We start from the raw sequence: 14,477 nt of genomic DNA, 5'->3' as shown, positions 1-14,477 counted from the left end.
CGGTCAAAGGGCCTGGACCTCCGGATTACGCAGGGCCTCGGCCGCGCCCAGAAGACCTGTGTAGGGCTCGGTCACCACATAAACCGGGGTGCGCTCGACCAGTGGGCGCATGCGCCCCTTGTCCTCAAACCCGGTCCTGAACGGGCTCTCCAGAAAGAAATCCAGAATACGCGGCAGGATACCCCCGCAAAGGTATACGCCGCCGGTGCTGCCCAAGGTCAGCACGGCATTACCGGCAACGCGGCCGAGGATTTCGCAGAAGTGACGCAGTGCGTGGCGCGCCAGGGCGTCCGCTTGCGCCAGTGCCGCTGCAGTAACTTTTTCCGGCGCATCCAGCGGTGTGGCAACCCCCTGAATTTGCCCGTGAGCCTGGTAAAGATTCAACAACCCCTGACCGCACAGAATCCGCTCCACAGACACTCGACCAAAGCGGGCTTGCAGGATGCGCAGGATATCCATTTCGATATCATCCGTGGGCGCAAAATCCACGTGCCCACCCTCGGTGATCAATGGAACCCACCCTTGGGTTAGCGGCACAAGTCCCGACACACCAAGGCCGGTACCTGGCCCCATCACCAGACGCGGCCGTCGCTTATCGCCCGGGCCGCCACAAACATGGACCAACTGCTCGGAGCCAACGTGGAGCACCCCCAGCGCCATCGCCGTATAGTCATTGATGACCTTGAACGACTGCCAGCCAAATCGGGAACGGATCTCGTCGGTATCGAAGCACCAGTGATTATTGGTCATCCGCACCCGCGTACCACTCACCGGCGAAGCAACGGCCAGGCAGGCTTCGGAAACCGCAGCCACACCGGTGCGTTCGAGGTAGCTCACCACGGCGTCATCGAGATTGCCGTAGTCGCCGCACGGCAGGATCTCAATTGCCTCGGGCCGGACTCGACCGGGCTCGACCAGAGCAAATCGGGCGTTGGTTCCACCAATATCGCCGACCAGGGCGTACTGACTTGCTGTCATGCGTTGTGATTCCAGAAAAAGCTGGCACCTTCCTCGGGCGTGCTCGCAGATCGGCGCATCCAGCCAAACAACTCCCGACCGTAGCCAGTATGATAGCCCTTCAAGTTGACTTGTTCCGAGCCACGTTCGGAAAATTCGTGATGGTCGACCTCAATGCTGAGACGCCCAGCCAGCGCATCGAGGCAGATCAGATCCCCGTCCCTGACCCGGGCCAACGGACCGCCGTCAAGCGCCTCCGGGTATACATGAATCGCTGCGGGCACCTTGCCTGAAGCGCCGGACATCCTGCCGTCGGTCACCAACCCGACCTTGTAGCCCCGATCCTGAAGCACACCCAGATACGGCGTCAGTTTATGTAACTCCGGCATGCCGTTGGCCTTTGGCCCCTGGAAGCGCACAACCACGATGCAGTCCTTATCCAGATCGCCGGCATCGAACGCTGCTTTCAGTTCGTTCTGATCATTGAAAACCACCGCGGGAGCTTCCACTCTGCGGTGCTCCTCCGCCACCGCCGACACCTTGATAACGCCCCGCCCCAGATTGCCATCCAGAACACGCAGCCCGCCGTCCGGGGCAAAGGGCTCGGCTGCCGAACTGAGCACTTCGGGACGCAGACTTTTTGCCGGTGCCGGCTGCCACGCCAGCTTGTCACCCTCCAGAACGGGGTGCCGGGTGTACCGGTCAAGACCATGCCCCGTGACAGTCTCGACGTCGTTGTGCAGATACCCGCCGTCCAGCAGCTCACGGATCAGAAAGGGTGTGCCGCCAGCCTCATGAAAGGCATTCACATCTTCCTCGCCGTTCGGGTAGATACGGGTCATGGAGGGCACCACCGAGGACAGCTCCGCGTAGTCGTTCCAGTCGATGATGATTCCCGCGGCCCGTGCAATGGCGATCCAGTGAATGGTGTGATTGGTCGATCCTCCGGTCACCAGCAGAGCAACCAGCGCATTGACTATGCTTTTCTCGTCAACCATATCGCCCAGGCCGAGCTCGCCGCCGTGGGGTTTGGACAAGCGAATAACCTGCTCGGTCGCCTCCCGGGTCAGTTTATCCCGCAGCGGGGTTCCGGGATTCACGAAGGCGGCACCGGGCAAATGCAGGCCCATAACCTCAACCAGCAATTGATTGCTGTTGGCTGTGCCATAGAAGGTACAGGTACCGGGGCTGTGGTAGGACTTGCTCTCGGCCTCCAGCAATTCCTCCCTGCCGACCTTGCCTTCGGCGTATAGCTGTCGGATGCGCTGCTTCTCTTTATTCGGCAGTCCCGAGGGCATGGGCCCGGCCGGAACCAGGATGGTCGGCAGATAGCCGAAGCTCAGTGAACCAATCAGCAGCCCGGGCACGATCTTGTCGCAGATGCCCAGCAGCAAGGTGGCGTCAAACATATTGTGGCTGAGTGCCACGGCGGTGCTCATGGCAATGGTGTCACGGGAAAACAGGCTCAGCTCCATGCCCGGCTGCCCCTGGGTCACGCCATCGCACATGGCCGGCGTACCACCCGCAAACTGTGCCACTGACCCCATGCTGTGGGCCGCTTCCCGAATAATATCCGGGAACTTTTCATAGGGCTGATGGGCCGAAAGCATATCGTTGTAGGCAGACACGATGGCGACGTTGGCCTTGTTCATGAACTTAAGCGTGTCCTTGTCACCGGGAGCGCAAGCCGCAAAACCATGCGCCAGGTTGCCGCATGAAAGGCTGCTGCGATGGGGGGATTGGGTCTTCAGCTCGTTAATCCGGCTGAGGTAGTCCTGTCGGCTGGATCGACTGCGCTCAATGATTCGCCGTGTAACCCTGTCAACGATCGGGTGCATGATGAGCTCCATTAAACTGACTGGTTGGATGCCTATATAGATGTAACTTTACTTTCTTTTTTCGGGTTTTTCACCCGGATTACGTGTAAAAATCGCTTTCTTGTTGTTATATTTACTACATCACAAGAGAGCAAACGAACAAACAACCGAGGAGTCGGACGATGACTATCCGTATTGCAATCAACGGCTTTGGCCGGATCGGCCGCAATGTTCTCCGGGCACTTTACGAAAATGACTACCGAAAGCAGATTCAGGTTGTTGCCATCAATGACCTGGGCGATGCTGAAACCAATGCGCACCTGCTCAAGTATGATAGCGTCCACGGTCGTTTTGAAGGTGTGGTCGGCCACGATGCGGAATCCCTGACAGTTAATGGTGACCGCATTGCCATTTCGGCCGTCCGCAACCCGGAAGATCTGCCCTGGCGGGATTTTCATGTCGACGTGGTGTTCGAATGCACCGGCCTTTTCACCAGCCGCGACGCGGCGGGCGCCCACCTGTCGGCCGGCGCCCGTAAAGTGATCATCTCTGCGCCCTCCCCGGACGCCGACGCTACTGTGGTTTACGGCGTCAATCATCATACCCTGTCCCGGGAGCATGACGTGATCTCGAACGCCTCCTGTACTACCAACTGTCTGGCCCCTGTCGCTGAAGCCCTGCACAGGGCCGTAGGTATCGAAAGCGGCCTGATGACCACCATTCACTCCTACACCAATGATCAGAAACTCAGCGACGTCTATCACTCGGATCTTTACCGCGCCCGCTCAGCTACCCAGTCCATGATTCCGACCAAAACCGGGGCAGCCGCCGCCATTGGCAAGGTGCTCCCGGAACTCGACGGCAAGCTCGACGGACTGGCGGTCCGGGTTCCTACCATCAACGTCTCGCTGGTGGACTTCGGCTTCATCGCGGGCCGGGACACCACCGTTGACGAGATCAACGATGCGGTCAGGGCCGCCGCCAAAGCCAGCCCCGTTCTTGGCTATAACACAGAGAAACTGGTCAGCGTGGACTTTAACCATAACGCGCTGTCCAGCGTGTTCGATGCCAATCACACCCGCGTGCTGGGCCGTCACGTTAAGGTAATGGCCTGGTATGATAATGAATGGGGTTTTTCGAACCGAATGCTGGATAACGCCAAAGCCCTTATCCAGGCCGGCCAGTAATCCTGGCCGGCACAAGGTATTCCACTATTCTTAGAGAAACACTCCCGACCAACCAAAGGACACCACACATGCTCAGGCGCACCAAGATTGTCGCCACTCTCGGTCCCGCGACCGACACCCCCGAATCCCTCGCCGCCATCATCGGTGCCGGTGTCGACGTAACGCGACTGAACTTCTCCCATGGCAGTGCCGAAGAACACATCGGCCGGGCACGCCAGGTCCGCGAAACCGCCGCTGCCCAGGGCCGTTTTGTGGCCCTGCTGGCGGACCTTCAAGGCCCGAAGCTTCGCATCGCACGATTTACTGACAACAAGGTCACCCTGGTCGCCGGCCAGACCTTTATTCTGGACGCGTCCATGGACAAGGAGGCCGGTACCAAGGAGAAGGTCGGAATCGATTACGAACAGCTTATTGAGGACGTCGAACCAGGCGACATTCTGGTACTGGACGATGGCCGCATCGAGATGGAGGTGACCTCGATCAACGATCACAGCATCACCTCGACAGTTCTCATAGGCGGACCACTTTCGAACAACAAGGGACTCAACAAGCGCGGCGGCGGCCTTTCAGCGGACGCCCTCACGGAAAAGGACAAACAGGACATTGTCACTGCCGCCCGCCTGGGCGCCGACTACGTGGCGGTATCCTTCGTGCGAACCGCAGAGGACATGCACACGGCCCGCCGACTCCTGAAGGATGCCGGTTCGGATGCCGGGCTTGTGGCCAAGATCGAGCGGGCCGAGCTTGCTCACGACGAGGCCGCCCTTGATGCCGTCATCGAGGCTTCCGACGCCGTAATGGTTGCCCGGGGCGACCTGGCGGTGGAGATCGGTGACGCCGAACTGGTAGGCGTTCAGAAGCATATCATCAACCGGGCACGGGTTCTGAACCGGGCGGTGATTACCGCCACCCAGATGATGGAGTCGATGATCACCAGCCCCATGCCAACCCGGGCCGAAGTCTCGGACGTGGCCAATGCCGTGATGGATTACACCGACGCGGTAATGCTGTCGGCGGAAACCGCCGTGGGCGATTACCCGAAAGAGGCCGTGGAGGCAATGGTTCGCATCTGCCTGGGGGCCGAAAAGCATCCATCGATGCACCAGTCAAAGCACCGGATTCACGAGAGCATGGAACGAGTGGATGAGGCCATTGCCCTGTCGGCCATGTATGCGGCAAACCACCTTGAAGGAGTGTCCGCAATCATCTGCATGACCGAAACCGGCGCGACGCCCCGGCTGATGTCCCGCATCAAGTCGAGCCTGCCGATCTTCGCGTTCTCCCGGCACCACTCGACCCAGCATCGCGTGGTTCTGTTCCGGGGCGTTCAGACCATCCCGTTTGATTCCGCCAAGATCCCGAACGAACGCACCAATGCCCTCGCGGTTTCGGAGCTGGTGAATCGGGGCGTGGTCAGCGAGGAAGATCTGGTCATTATCACCAAGGGCGATTACGTGAACGCCCAGGGCGGCACCAACACCATGAAAATAGTCCGGGTCGGCTCGGACATTCGCTGAAGCCTCACAGATCGGCCAGGCTCCCGCGCGCGATTTCTGTAATCCGGGCCCAGTCCCGGGCGGCAACCACGTCGTCCGGGGTCAGCCAGGAGCCTCCTACGGCCTGAACATTCTTCAGCGCCAGGTACTTGCTGGCCGTATCACGGCGAATCCCGCCAGTCGGGCAGAAAGTGACGTCACCAAATGGGCCGCTAAAGGCTTTCAATGCCGGCACACCGCCGGCGACTTCTGCCGGGAAGAACTTGAACTCCCGGTAGCCGAGAGCATACCCCGTCATCAACTCCGAAACGGTAGCAATACCGGGCAACAGTGGCGCTTCGGACGTTAATCCAAACTCGAGAATGGCTTCGGTTACCCCGGGCGTAATCACGAACTGGGCACCGGCCGCCTCCACCTGACGGTACTGGGCAATACTGGAAACGGTGCCCGCCCCGACCCATGCTTCGGGAATGGCAGCACGGACCGCCTTGATCGCGTCGACGCCAAACTCCGTCCGCAGGGTAATCTCCAGTACAGGGATACCACCATCCACCAGAGCCTGGCACAGTGGCACAGCGTCCTCTAGGCGATTGATCGCGATTACCGGTACCAGAGGCGACGCCTGCAGCACCGATTGGACGCGCTCGCGATGGAATTCAGAAAGCTGGGTCATGATCTTCTCCAGAGAACATTTGCGACGGATTCAGGGACTCCAGAACACATTCAGGCCGGGCTTGAGAAAGCCACGAACCGGCATCGACATCACATCGTCCGGCGTCACCAGCGCCCGCCTGAGCGTCTCGAGCTTATCGCCGCCCTTGAGGTGGAGTGCAGTAAAACGGGCATCCCGCAGTGGCGGCCGGGTCAGGCTGATGCGTTGATGAGGTTGGGATGGCGGCGTGGCCGCGGCAACCAAATCCGGGCAATCAGGGTCCATGGCCCTGGGCAATTCCGGCGCATCCGGAAACAGCGAGGCCGTGTGGCCATCATTTCCCATCCCCAGGATCACCACATCGAGAGGCAACGTCAGACAGGACAGCTCCTCTTTAACCGCCTCCAGCCCCTCCAGCGGAGTGGCTCCCGGCTGTTTGAGCGAGAGAAAGTGCGCATCGGAAGCGTGCCCCTGAAGCAGGTTTTCCCTCACCAGACGCGTATTGCTGGCTGGATCATCTTCCGGCACCCAGCGCTCATCGGCGAGCAGGAGGTCGACCCGGCGCCAATCAAGGTCCGCCCTCGACAGCGCCCTGAAAAACGGCAGTGGCGTTGAACCACCCGACACCACCAGACTGGCCCTCGGCGCTTCCGCAAGCCGTTCCCGGAGAAATCCGGCCACGGCTTTGGCCAGATCCAGCGCCACCTGTTCCGGATCGTCCCCAAAGTGCGCATGAAAGCCTTCAGGCAAGTCAATTTCAGGCGTCTTCATACCAGCTCCTCCCGTCACGGGTGATCATGGCAATTGACGCCACCGGCCCCCAGGTGCCTGCCGCGTAGCGCTTGGGCGGCTCGCCACTGTCATGCCAGTTGCGGATCACCTGATCCACCCAGCGCCATGCGTGCTCAACTTCGTCACGGCGAACAAACAGGTATTGATTGCCCTTCATGACCTCCCACAGCAACCGCTCGTAGGCGTCCGGAATGCGATCGGTATCAAAGGTCTCGGAAAAGGTCAGTTCGAGCGGCCCCTGACGCAGGCGCATCCCCTTGTCCAGCCCCTGATCCTTGGTCAGGATCTTCAACGACATGCCTTCGTCCGGCTGCAATCGAATGATCAACTTGTTATTCGCCAGATGCTTCTGATCCGGATCGAAAATGTAATGGGGCGCCGGTTTGAAATGAATGATGATCTGGGAGAGCTTCTCGGGCAGACGCTTGCCGGTCCGGATGTAAAACGGCACTCCCGACCAGCGCCAGTTATCGATTTCCGCTTTCAGGGCCACAAACGTTTCGGTGGCACTGCCCTTAATGGCACCCTCTTCCTCCAGATATCCCGGGACCGGCTTACCGTTGCTGGTTCCCGCCGTGTACTGGCCGCGCACAACGCGACTTTCCATCATGTCCGGGGTGACCCGTCGCAGGGCCTTCAGCACCTTTACTTTCTCGTCGCGGATGCTGTCAGCAGACAGATCGGAGGGTGGGTCCATGGCAATCAGACACAGCAACTGGAGCAGGTGATTCTGAATCATGTCCCGGATCTGGCCCGCCTTGTCGAAATAACCCCAGCGCCCCTCGATACCGACGCTCTCGGCAACCGTAATCTCGACATGGGAAATGTGGTTCTGATCCCACTGCGAGGCAAAGAGGTTGTTTGCAAACCTCAGGGCAATCAGATTCTGGACCGTTTCCTTGCCCAGGTAGTGATCAATCCGGAACAGCTGATTTTCGTTGTAGACCTCCCCCAGTTCATCATTGATCACCCTCGAGGATTCGAGATCGTGACCAATGGGCTTCTCCACCACAACCCGGGTTTTCTCGGTACAGCAGCTTGCCGCCCTGAGGTTGCGGGCGATCACGCCATACATGGCTGGAGGCGTCGCCATGTACACGATCAGTTCGTTGTTGGCATCATCGCGCCACTCGTTGAGTACGCCAAAGTCATCCGGGTGATTGAAGTCCAGCCGCTGGTAGTCCACCCGGTCAAGAAACTTTTTCACCACCGGGGCTTCGAACTCCTCCGCCTTTACATGCTGCTCAAGCTTCTCGAACAGCTGCTTCCGAACCGCCGCTGTATCAGCCTCTGTGCGCGCTATGGCAAGAATACGACTGCCTTCTGCCAGCAAATTGGCACGCTCCAACTGGTACAGAGCCGGAAACAGCTTACGTTGTGCCAGGTCGCCGAGGGCGCCAAACAGCATCAGGTCACACCGGGTATCGATCTTATTGACCATTGATTCCTTCTCTCTGGTGGGTCCGGCAATTCGGGGAATCACCCGAACAATCGCTTAATGTCGTAATTTTATGAAAAGAATGGCAGCTTCATCGGTATTTTCCAAGGCAAAAACCCATATTTTGACACTTTTACTACCCCATAACGATAGAAAACACGGTATAATCAGCCCGTTTTCACAACAACGATCGCCAAGATTCAGGGAGTACCTTTAATGGCTGCGAACCAGGCGCACCGTGACGACAATCTGCTCGAAGACATCCAGGGCAGACTCGACAGCCTCAACAAATCGGAGCGAAAAGTGGCCGAAGCCATTCTTCGAGACCCCAGCGCGGCCACTCGTTACAGCATAGCCGCCCTGGCCCGCGCTGCAGAAGTCAGCGAACCCACGGTGAACCGGTTTTGCCGCGGCTTTTCCGCCACCGGCTTCCCGGACTTCAAGATCAGGCTGGCACAAAGCATTGCAACCGGCACCCCTTACGTCGGCCAGAATGTTGAGCCGGACGACACCGTGGCCGAATTTGCGGACAAGATCATGCTGAGCACCATTGCCAGTCTGGACAAAGCCCGCCAGGCCCTGGACCCGAAGGCACTGGCCATGGCCATTGATTACCTGATCCAGGCCAAACAGATCAATTTCTTCGGCATGGGCGGATCCGCCGCAGTGGCCCTCGACGCCCAGCACAAGTTTTTCCGCTTCAACATTCCGGTGATGTCCTATGATGACGCCCTGATGCAACGTATGGTTGCTGCAGGGGCCAGCGTGGGGGACGTCATCGTTCTGATTTCCTACACCGGTCGGACCCGTGAAACTGTCGAAATTGCCAAGCTTGCCCGGGCCAACGGTGCCACGGTCATCGGCATCACCAACCCTGAATCCCCGCTTGCCGAAATTTGCACCGTTGTCCTGGGCGTAACAGCCCCGGAAGACACGGAAGTATATATGCCCATGTCATCGAGAATTATTCATCTGACCGTGATCGACATCCTGGCAACCGGAGTGACCCTCAAGCGCGGCGCCGATTTTCTCGGACACCTCAAAAAGATCAAGGAAAGCCTTAAGCCCACTCGCTTTCCGACAACCTAAAGCTCGGACTTGGCCACAAAAAAAACCCGGGAGATCCCGGGTTTTTTTGTGGCCTTCTCGGCGGGCCTCCTCCAGCCCGCCGCATCAATACAGCTCAGGGGCGCTCTACTTCGGCCCGATTCCGGAGGTACTCCTGATACGCTGAATATTCCCGCTGCCCTTCCAGGGACGCCAGGAACTGACTCAGCTGGCTGAACTCGGCTCCATCCTGGTCAACCTCACCTTGATTAACCTGGTCCAGCGCGATCACCGAGGCACTTTCAGCACTGACCGACCGTCCATAGCTGGCGTCGTCATCTGCCGGTCGCTCAAGCGAGAACACCGCCCTCATGACACTGGCGCTCACCTCCTGCGCGTTCCGGGACTTCGCTTCGTAGCTTACCCATTCTCCGGCCCCCAACTCTTCGAGAGACTGACCTGCCTTGAGCCCGGCCATAATCTCTTCTGCCCTCTCACGCAGCGCGTCGCGCGTCTCGCGCGCCTTAAGGGTAGCGCGAATATCATCGGCCACCTGCTCCAGAGGAAGCTGCTGCGCCTCGCGATACTCCCGCACACGGGCCACCACGGAAACGTTATCACCGACGTCGATCAGCTCGGTGTTGTAGCCTTCTTCAAGCACGTCGGCCGAGAACAGCTGGCGAACCAGACCCTCGTGATCGAACGGCGCCATGCCGCCATTTCGGGTCACGCCGGTTGCCTCACGCACCTCCAGACCGAGCTCCTCGGCCGGTCCCGCCAGATCGTCTGCTGCATAAGCGGAATCCGCCAACTGGGTGCGAATTTCTGCAAAACGCTCTTCGGCACGGTCACGAGCCAGCTCGTTGCGAAGTTGATCTGCAATTTCCTCAAGGGCCGGAACCTCGGAACGACGTACGTCCTCCAGTTTGATCAGATGCACCCCAAAACTGGTCTCCACTGCACCTGAGACCTCACCCTCATCAAGCGCGAACAGAGCCTTCTCGAAGGCCTCATCGTAAACACCGCGGCCGGCATACCCCAGATCACCACCTTCCTCGGCGGAGACGGTATCGATCGAATATTCCCGGGCCAGATCGGCAAAGGATTCCCCATCCGCCAGGCGCTTCTGAATGGTCTCAATGGTGGCGTCGGCATCTTCACCATCTTCGATCAGGATATGCGATGCCTGCCGCTCTTCACGTGCGAGATCGTCGGCGCGTTGCTCGTAATAGGCCTGCAGCTCATCCTCGCTGATGTCAATGGTTTCGGCCAGTGAACCAAGGGACAGCGTAATGTAGGCCGCATCAACCTGGTCCGGTTGCTGGAAGGCACTGCTGTTCTCTTCGTAGAACGTCTGAACCTCGTCCTCGGTAATCTCAACCTGCCCTGCGACGGCACTGTCGGGTACGGTCAAAAGCCGGAAATCACGAGTCTGGTTCTGGATTCGAAGAATCTGGGCCACACTCTCATCCGATGCCACGCCACTCTGAATAACACCGGCGCGAATCTGGTTAACCACATACTGCTTGCGCATAGCGTCGCGGAACTCGGCCACGCCCATGCCCATGTTACGGACCGTAGACACGAAGCGGTCCCGATTAAACTGACCATCAACCTGGAACTGGGGCATCTGGGTAATGAGCGCATCAATGTCGGCATCGGTCAGCGCCAGCCCTTGACTGCCGGCGTCCTGGATAAGGACCTCCTGCTGAATCAGGGATTCCAGCACGTCCTTGCGAATCTGGTCTTCTTTAAGCAACGAAGGGTCCGGGGTCTCCATGCGCGACAGTCGACGCTGGCTCTCCATCTGGACCAGACGAAGAAATTCCCGCTCTGTAATGTCTTCACCATTAACTGTCGCCACTTCTGGCTCACCGGAGAACCCGCCGATGATGGCGTCCATTCCCCAGATGGATAGGGACACGATCAATAGACCGATGATGATCTTGGCAATGGTGCCCTGGGCATTTTCCCGAATATCTTGAAGCATGTTTCTCCCGAATCCTGTTCAAGGTCGTGCAGTTTTTATCTATAGGCGATGAGCGTTAGGGCGCCGAACGTAAAAAGGCGCACCCTGTCCGGAATGCGCCTTAAATTCTTCTTGGGTAGCCCCCTGCGACAGGGGCTGCCAGAGAAAGAACCGTTACTTAACGGCGTCTTTCAAGGCCTTGCCTGCTTTGAACCCAGGCACTTTGGAGGCCGGAATCTTGATCTCGGCACCAGTCTGCGGGTTGCGGCCGGTGCGAGCAGCACGCTCTTTAACGGAGAAAGTACCAAAACCGATCAGAGTAACCTGATCGCCTTTTTTCAGGGCACCGGTAATGGAATTGGTCATGGCATCCAGAGCACGGCCAGCGGCGGCTTTGGAAATATCTGAGGACTCTGCAATTGCATCGATAAGTTCGGACTTGTTCACACTAAACCCCTTCGATTTCAGGTTGAAGATGTTATAGGTTGGTTTGTTTTTTCTCGGACGTTCTCGACTATCGCATAAGCGGTCGGAGAATTCCATTCTTCAGTTTTCTTATTCCTTTCGGTTTTTTAACCGGTGTTCGGAATAGGCACTTACTGCGCGGGAGCCCTTGGTATTGGCTGCTTCACGGCGAAACAGTTATACCAACGGCCTCTCTCACGTGTCAACAACTCATCAAGCCTTTAATGAGTATTTATGCGTTCTGCACTATCGCTTTCGTCATCGCGGGGCTTGCCGGAACCTGCTCCGGAAGACTCATCTTCTGCCCGGGGTTCGGGCGGATAGGCCAGCGCAATATCCAGAACTTCGTCGATCCATTTAACCGGACGAATCTCCAGAGACTCCTTTATGTTTTCCGGTATCTCTTTGAGATCACGGACATTTTCATCCGGGATCAGGACCGTTTTGATACCACCGCGGTGCGCTGCCAGCAGCTTTTCCTTGAGCCCGCCGATGGCCAGAACCCGACCTCGAAGAGTGATCTCACCGGTCATCGCCACGTCTGCCCTGACCGGAATCTTGGTCAGCGCAGAAACCAGGGCCGTGCACATGCCAATACCGGCACTCGGACCGTCTTTCGGCGTTGCACCCTCGGGAACGTGAATGTGCAGATCGTGTTTTTCGTGGAAATCGTCGGCAATTCCCAGCCCCGGCGCACGACTGCGAACCACTGTCAGGGCGGTCTGGATTGACTCCTGCATGACATCGCCCAGAGAACCGGTCTTAACTACCCGCCCCTTGCCCGGGGTCAGAGCGCATTCGATGGTAAGCAGCTCACCACCAACCTGGGTCCAGGCAAGTCCGGTCACCTGTCCAATCTGGTTCTTTTCTTCCGCCAGACCGTACTTGAACTTCTTCACCCCGGAGTAATCCTCCAACGCGTCTGGCTCAAGAGTCACAGAGGCCTTGTCATTGCTCTCGACATGCTCGCGCACCACCTTGCGGCAAATCTTGGCAATTTCACGCTCAAGGCCGCGTACGCCCGCTTCCCGGGTGTAATAGCGAATCAGATCCCTCAAGGTTTCCTCAGGAATCACCAGTTCGTCCTTGCGCAGGCCGTTCGCCTTGATCTGTTTCGGCAACAGGTAACGCAATGCAATGTTTACCTTCTCGTCCTCGGTGTACCCGGGAATGCGGATAATCTCCATCCGGTCCAGAAGGGCCGGCGGAATGTCCATGGAATTGGAGGTACACACGAACATGACATCCGAGAGGTCGTAATCCACCTCCAGGTAATGATCGTTGAAGGTGTGATTCTGCTCTGGATCCAGCACCTCGAGCAGCGCCGATGCAGGGTCGCCACGATGGTCCATGCCCATCTTGTCGATCTCATCGAACAGGAACAGCGGATTTCTCACGCCGACCTTGGACAGCTTCTGCAACAACTTGCCGGGAAGCGCGCCGATATAGGTTTTCCGGTGACCCCGGATTTCGGCTTCATCGCGCACACCACCAAGCGCCATGCGCGTGTATTTCCGATTGGTCGCCCTGGCGATCGATTGGCCAAGCGAGGTCTTGCCGACTCCCGGAGGCCCCACCAGACACAGCACCGGACCTTTCACTTTCTTCACGCGGCTCTGAACCGCCAGGTACTCGAGAATCCGCTTTTTGACCTCGTCCAGCCCATAGTGGTCCCGGTCCAGAATCTCACGGGCCTTTTCGATGTCATGACGGACCCGGCTGCGCTTCTTCCAGGGCACCGCCAGCATCCAGTCGATGTACCCACGCACCACCGTGGCTTCGGCCGACATCGGCGACATCATCTTGAGCTTGTTCAGTTCGGTCTCGGTCTTCTTGCGCGCCTCTTCAGGCAGACCCGCCTCCTCAAGCTTCTGCTCAAGTTCTTCAAAATCGTTGTTACCCTCACCCAGATTGCCCATCTCCTTCTGGATGGCCTTCATCTGCTCATTCAGGTAATACTCGCGCTGGCTGCGCTCCATCTGCTTTTTGACGCGACCGCGAATGCGCTTCTCAACTTCGATCAGATCGATCTCGCCGTCCAGCTTACCCAGGAGCAGATCCACCCGCTTGCGCACATCCAGCGCCTCCAGCAGTTCCTGCTTCTCCGGAATTCGCATTTCCAGATGCGCAGCCATGGTATCTGCCAGGCGCTCCAGTTCCTCGATACCGGTCAGCGCGTTGGACACCTCTGACGGCACCTTTTTGGAGAGCTTCACGTACTTCTCGAATTCGTCCATCAGGGTCTTGATCAGAACGTCCTGCTCACGCTCGGGGAGCCCTTCCTCGTCCATCAACACCGCACCACCGGAGAGGTAATCACCCTCCGAAATGTCGCTGATGGTTGCCCGGGCATTACCTTCAACCAGCACCTTCACAGTGCCATCCGGGAGCCGCAGCATCTGCAATACGGTCGCCAGTGTGCCCATATCGAAAACATCGCCGGGGCCAGGCTCGTCGGTGGAGGCATCCCGCTGGGCAACCAGGAGGATTTCCTTACTTCCTTCCATTGCGGCTTCAAGCGCCTGAATGGATTTTTCGCGGCCCACAAACAGCGGGACCACCATGTGCGGGAACACCACCACATCACGCAACGGCAGCAACGGGTATTCGTGCACAGTATTTTCGGGTATCCGGGTCATAGGGAATCCTCTGACGGT

11 protein-coding genes are annotated in these 14,477 nt (G+C 58.2%); 3 read left to right on the top strand and 8 right to left on the bottom strand.

The window, feature by feature from the left end:
• Positions 1-3 precede the first annotated feature (3 nt).
• On the bottom strand, positions 4-978 hold the full coding sequence (locus QQF73_RS07755; RefSeq protein ID WP_219866062.1) for a glucokinase: 975 nt from the start codon (positions 976-978) through the stop codon (positions 4-6).
• Positions 975-2,795: a phosphogluconate dehydratase gene (gene edd, locus QQF73_RS07750; RefSeq protein ID WP_285367805.1), complete on the bottom strand. Its 1,821-nt coding sequence runs from the start codon at positions 2,793-2,795 to the stop codon at positions 975-977. Before edd ends, QQF73_RS07755 begins: the two co-directional genes overlap by 4 nt.
• Positions 2,796-2,956: 161 nt before the next feature.
• On the opposite strand from edd, the gene gap reads away from it, so the two are divergent.
• Both gap and pyk read left to right on the top strand, forming a co-directional pair.
• The gene (gene gap, locus QQF73_RS07745; RefSeq protein ID WP_285367804.1) at positions 2,957-3,961 is read left to right on the top strand and encodes a type I glyceraldehyde-3-phosphate dehydrogenase; all 1,005 of its coding nucleotides are present in this window, start codon (positions 2,957-2,959) and stop codon (positions 3,959-3,961) included.
• Positions 3,962-4,029: 68 nt separating this feature from the next.
• Entirely contained in the window at positions 4,030-5,478 is a 1,449-nt protein-coding gene (gene pyk, locus QQF73_RS07740; protein WP_219866065.1) for a pyruvate kinase, read from the top strand.
• A gap of 4 nt (positions 5,479-5,482) precedes the next feature.
• Here the strand turns inward: pyk and QQF73_RS07735 are convergent, their stop codons facing one another.
• The 3 genes from QQF73_RS07735 to zwf are packed head-to-tail and all read right to left on the bottom strand — an operon-like array spanning position 5,483 to position 8,342.
• Positions 5,483-6,130, bottom strand: coding sequence for a bifunctional 4-hydroxy-2-oxoglutarate aldolase/2-dehydro-3-deoxy-phosphogluconate aldolase (locus QQF73_RS07735; RefSeq protein ID WP_219866066.1), 648 nt, complete (start codon positions 6,128-6,130; stop codon positions 5,483-5,485).
• A gap of 30 nt (positions 6,131-6,160) precedes the next feature.
• Positions 6,161-6,880: a 6-phosphogluconolactonase gene (gene pgl, locus QQF73_RS07730; RefSeq protein WP_219866067.1), complete on the bottom strand. Its 720-nt coding sequence runs from the start codon at positions 6,878-6,880 to the stop codon at positions 6,161-6,163.
• Positions 6,867-8,342 (bottom strand): glucose-6-phosphate dehydrogenase, encoded by a 1,476-nt coding sequence (gene zwf / locus QQF73_RS07725; protein WP_219866068.1) that lies wholly within the window; start codon positions 8,340-8,342, stop codon positions 6,867-6,869. The genes pgl and zwf overlap by 14 nt, the downstream gene beginning before the upstream one ends.
• A gap of 213 nt (positions 8,343-8,555) precedes the next feature.
• Here zwf and QQF73_RS07720 point away from each other — a divergent pair, with 213 nt between their 5' ends.
• Positions 8,556-9,428, top strand: coding sequence for a MurR/RpiR family transcriptional regulator (locus tag QQF73_RS07720; protein WP_219866069.1), 873 nt, complete (start codon positions 8,556-8,558; stop codon positions 9,426-9,428).
• A gap of 94 nt (positions 9,429-9,522) precedes the next feature.
• Here the strand turns inward: QQF73_RS07720 and QQF73_RS07715 are convergent, their stop codons facing one another.
• The 3 genes from QQF73_RS07715 to lon all read right to left on the bottom strand — a co-directional run bounded on the left by QQF73_RS07715 (position 9,523) and on the right by lon (position 14,459).
• Positions 9,523-11,376, bottom strand: coding sequence for a SurA N-terminal domain-containing protein (locus QQF73_RS07715; RefSeq protein ID WP_285367803.1), 1,854 nt, complete (start codon positions 11,374-11,376; stop codon positions 9,523-9,525).
• Between the two features lie 153 nt (positions 11,377-11,529).
• Complete coding sequence (locus QQF73_RS07710; protein ID WP_041344017.1) at positions 11,530-11,802, bottom strand: HU family DNA-binding protein; 273 nt, start codon at positions 11,800-11,802, stop codon at positions 11,530-11,532.
• Positions 11,803-12,041: 239 nt separating this feature from the next.
• Positions 12,042-14,459: an endopeptidase La gene (gene lon, locus QQF73_RS07705; RefSeq protein WP_219866071.1), complete on the bottom strand. Its 2,418-nt coding sequence runs from the start codon at positions 14,457-14,459 to the stop codon at positions 12,042-12,044.
• Positions 14,460-14,477 lie beyond the last annotated feature (18 nt).

The sequence above is a fragment of the Marinobacter albus genome (assembly GCF_030238305.1).
GTDB classification, from domain to species: Bacteria; Pseudomonadota; Gammaproteobacteria; order Pseudomonadales; family Oleiphilaceae; genus Marinobacter; species Marinobacter albus.
The sequence above is the reverse complement of the archived record's forward strand: the minus strand, read 5'-3'. Positions and strand labels throughout refer to the sequence as shown.

Excerpts from the sequence above, each read along its gene's own strand:
- pgl (WP_219866067.1), bottom strand. The coding sequence starts at position 6,880 with ATGAAGACGCCTGAAATTGACTTGCCTGAAGGCTTTCATGCGCACTTT.
- zwf (WP_219866068.1), bottom strand. The coding sequence starts at position 8,342 with ATGGTCAATAAGATCGATACCCGGTGTGACCTGATGCTGTTTGGCGCC.
- QQF73_RS07735 (WP_219866066.1), bottom strand. The coding sequence starts at position 6,130 with ATGACCCAGCTTTCTGAATTCCATCGCGAGCGCGTCCAATCGGTGCTG.
- gap (WP_285367804.1), top strand. The coding sequence starts at position 2,957 with ATGACTATCCGTATTGCAATCAACGGCTTTGGCCGGATCGGCCGCAAT.
- edd (WP_285367805.1), bottom strand. The coding sequence starts at position 2,795 with ATGCACCCGATCGTTGACAGGGTTACACGGCGAATCATTGAGCGCAGT.
- lon (WP_219866071.1), bottom strand. The coding sequence starts at position 14,459 with ATGACCCGGATACCCGAAAATACTGTGCACGAATACCCGTTGCTGCCG.
- pyk (WP_219866065.1), top strand. The coding sequence starts at position 4,030 with ATGCTCAGGCGCACCAAGATTGTCGCCACTCTCGGTCCCGCGACCGAC.
- QQF73_RS07720 (WP_219866069.1), top strand. The coding sequence starts at position 8,556 with ATGGCTGCGAACCAGGCGCACCGTGACGACAATCTGCTCGAAGACATC.
- QQF73_RS07755 (WP_219866062.1), bottom strand. The coding sequence starts at position 978 with ATGACAGCAAGTCAGTACGCCCTGGTCGGCGATATTGGTGGAACCAAC.
- QQF73_RS07715 (WP_285367803.1), bottom strand. The coding sequence starts at position 11,376 with ATGCTTCAAGATATTCGGGAAAATGCCCAGGGCACCATTGCCAAGATC.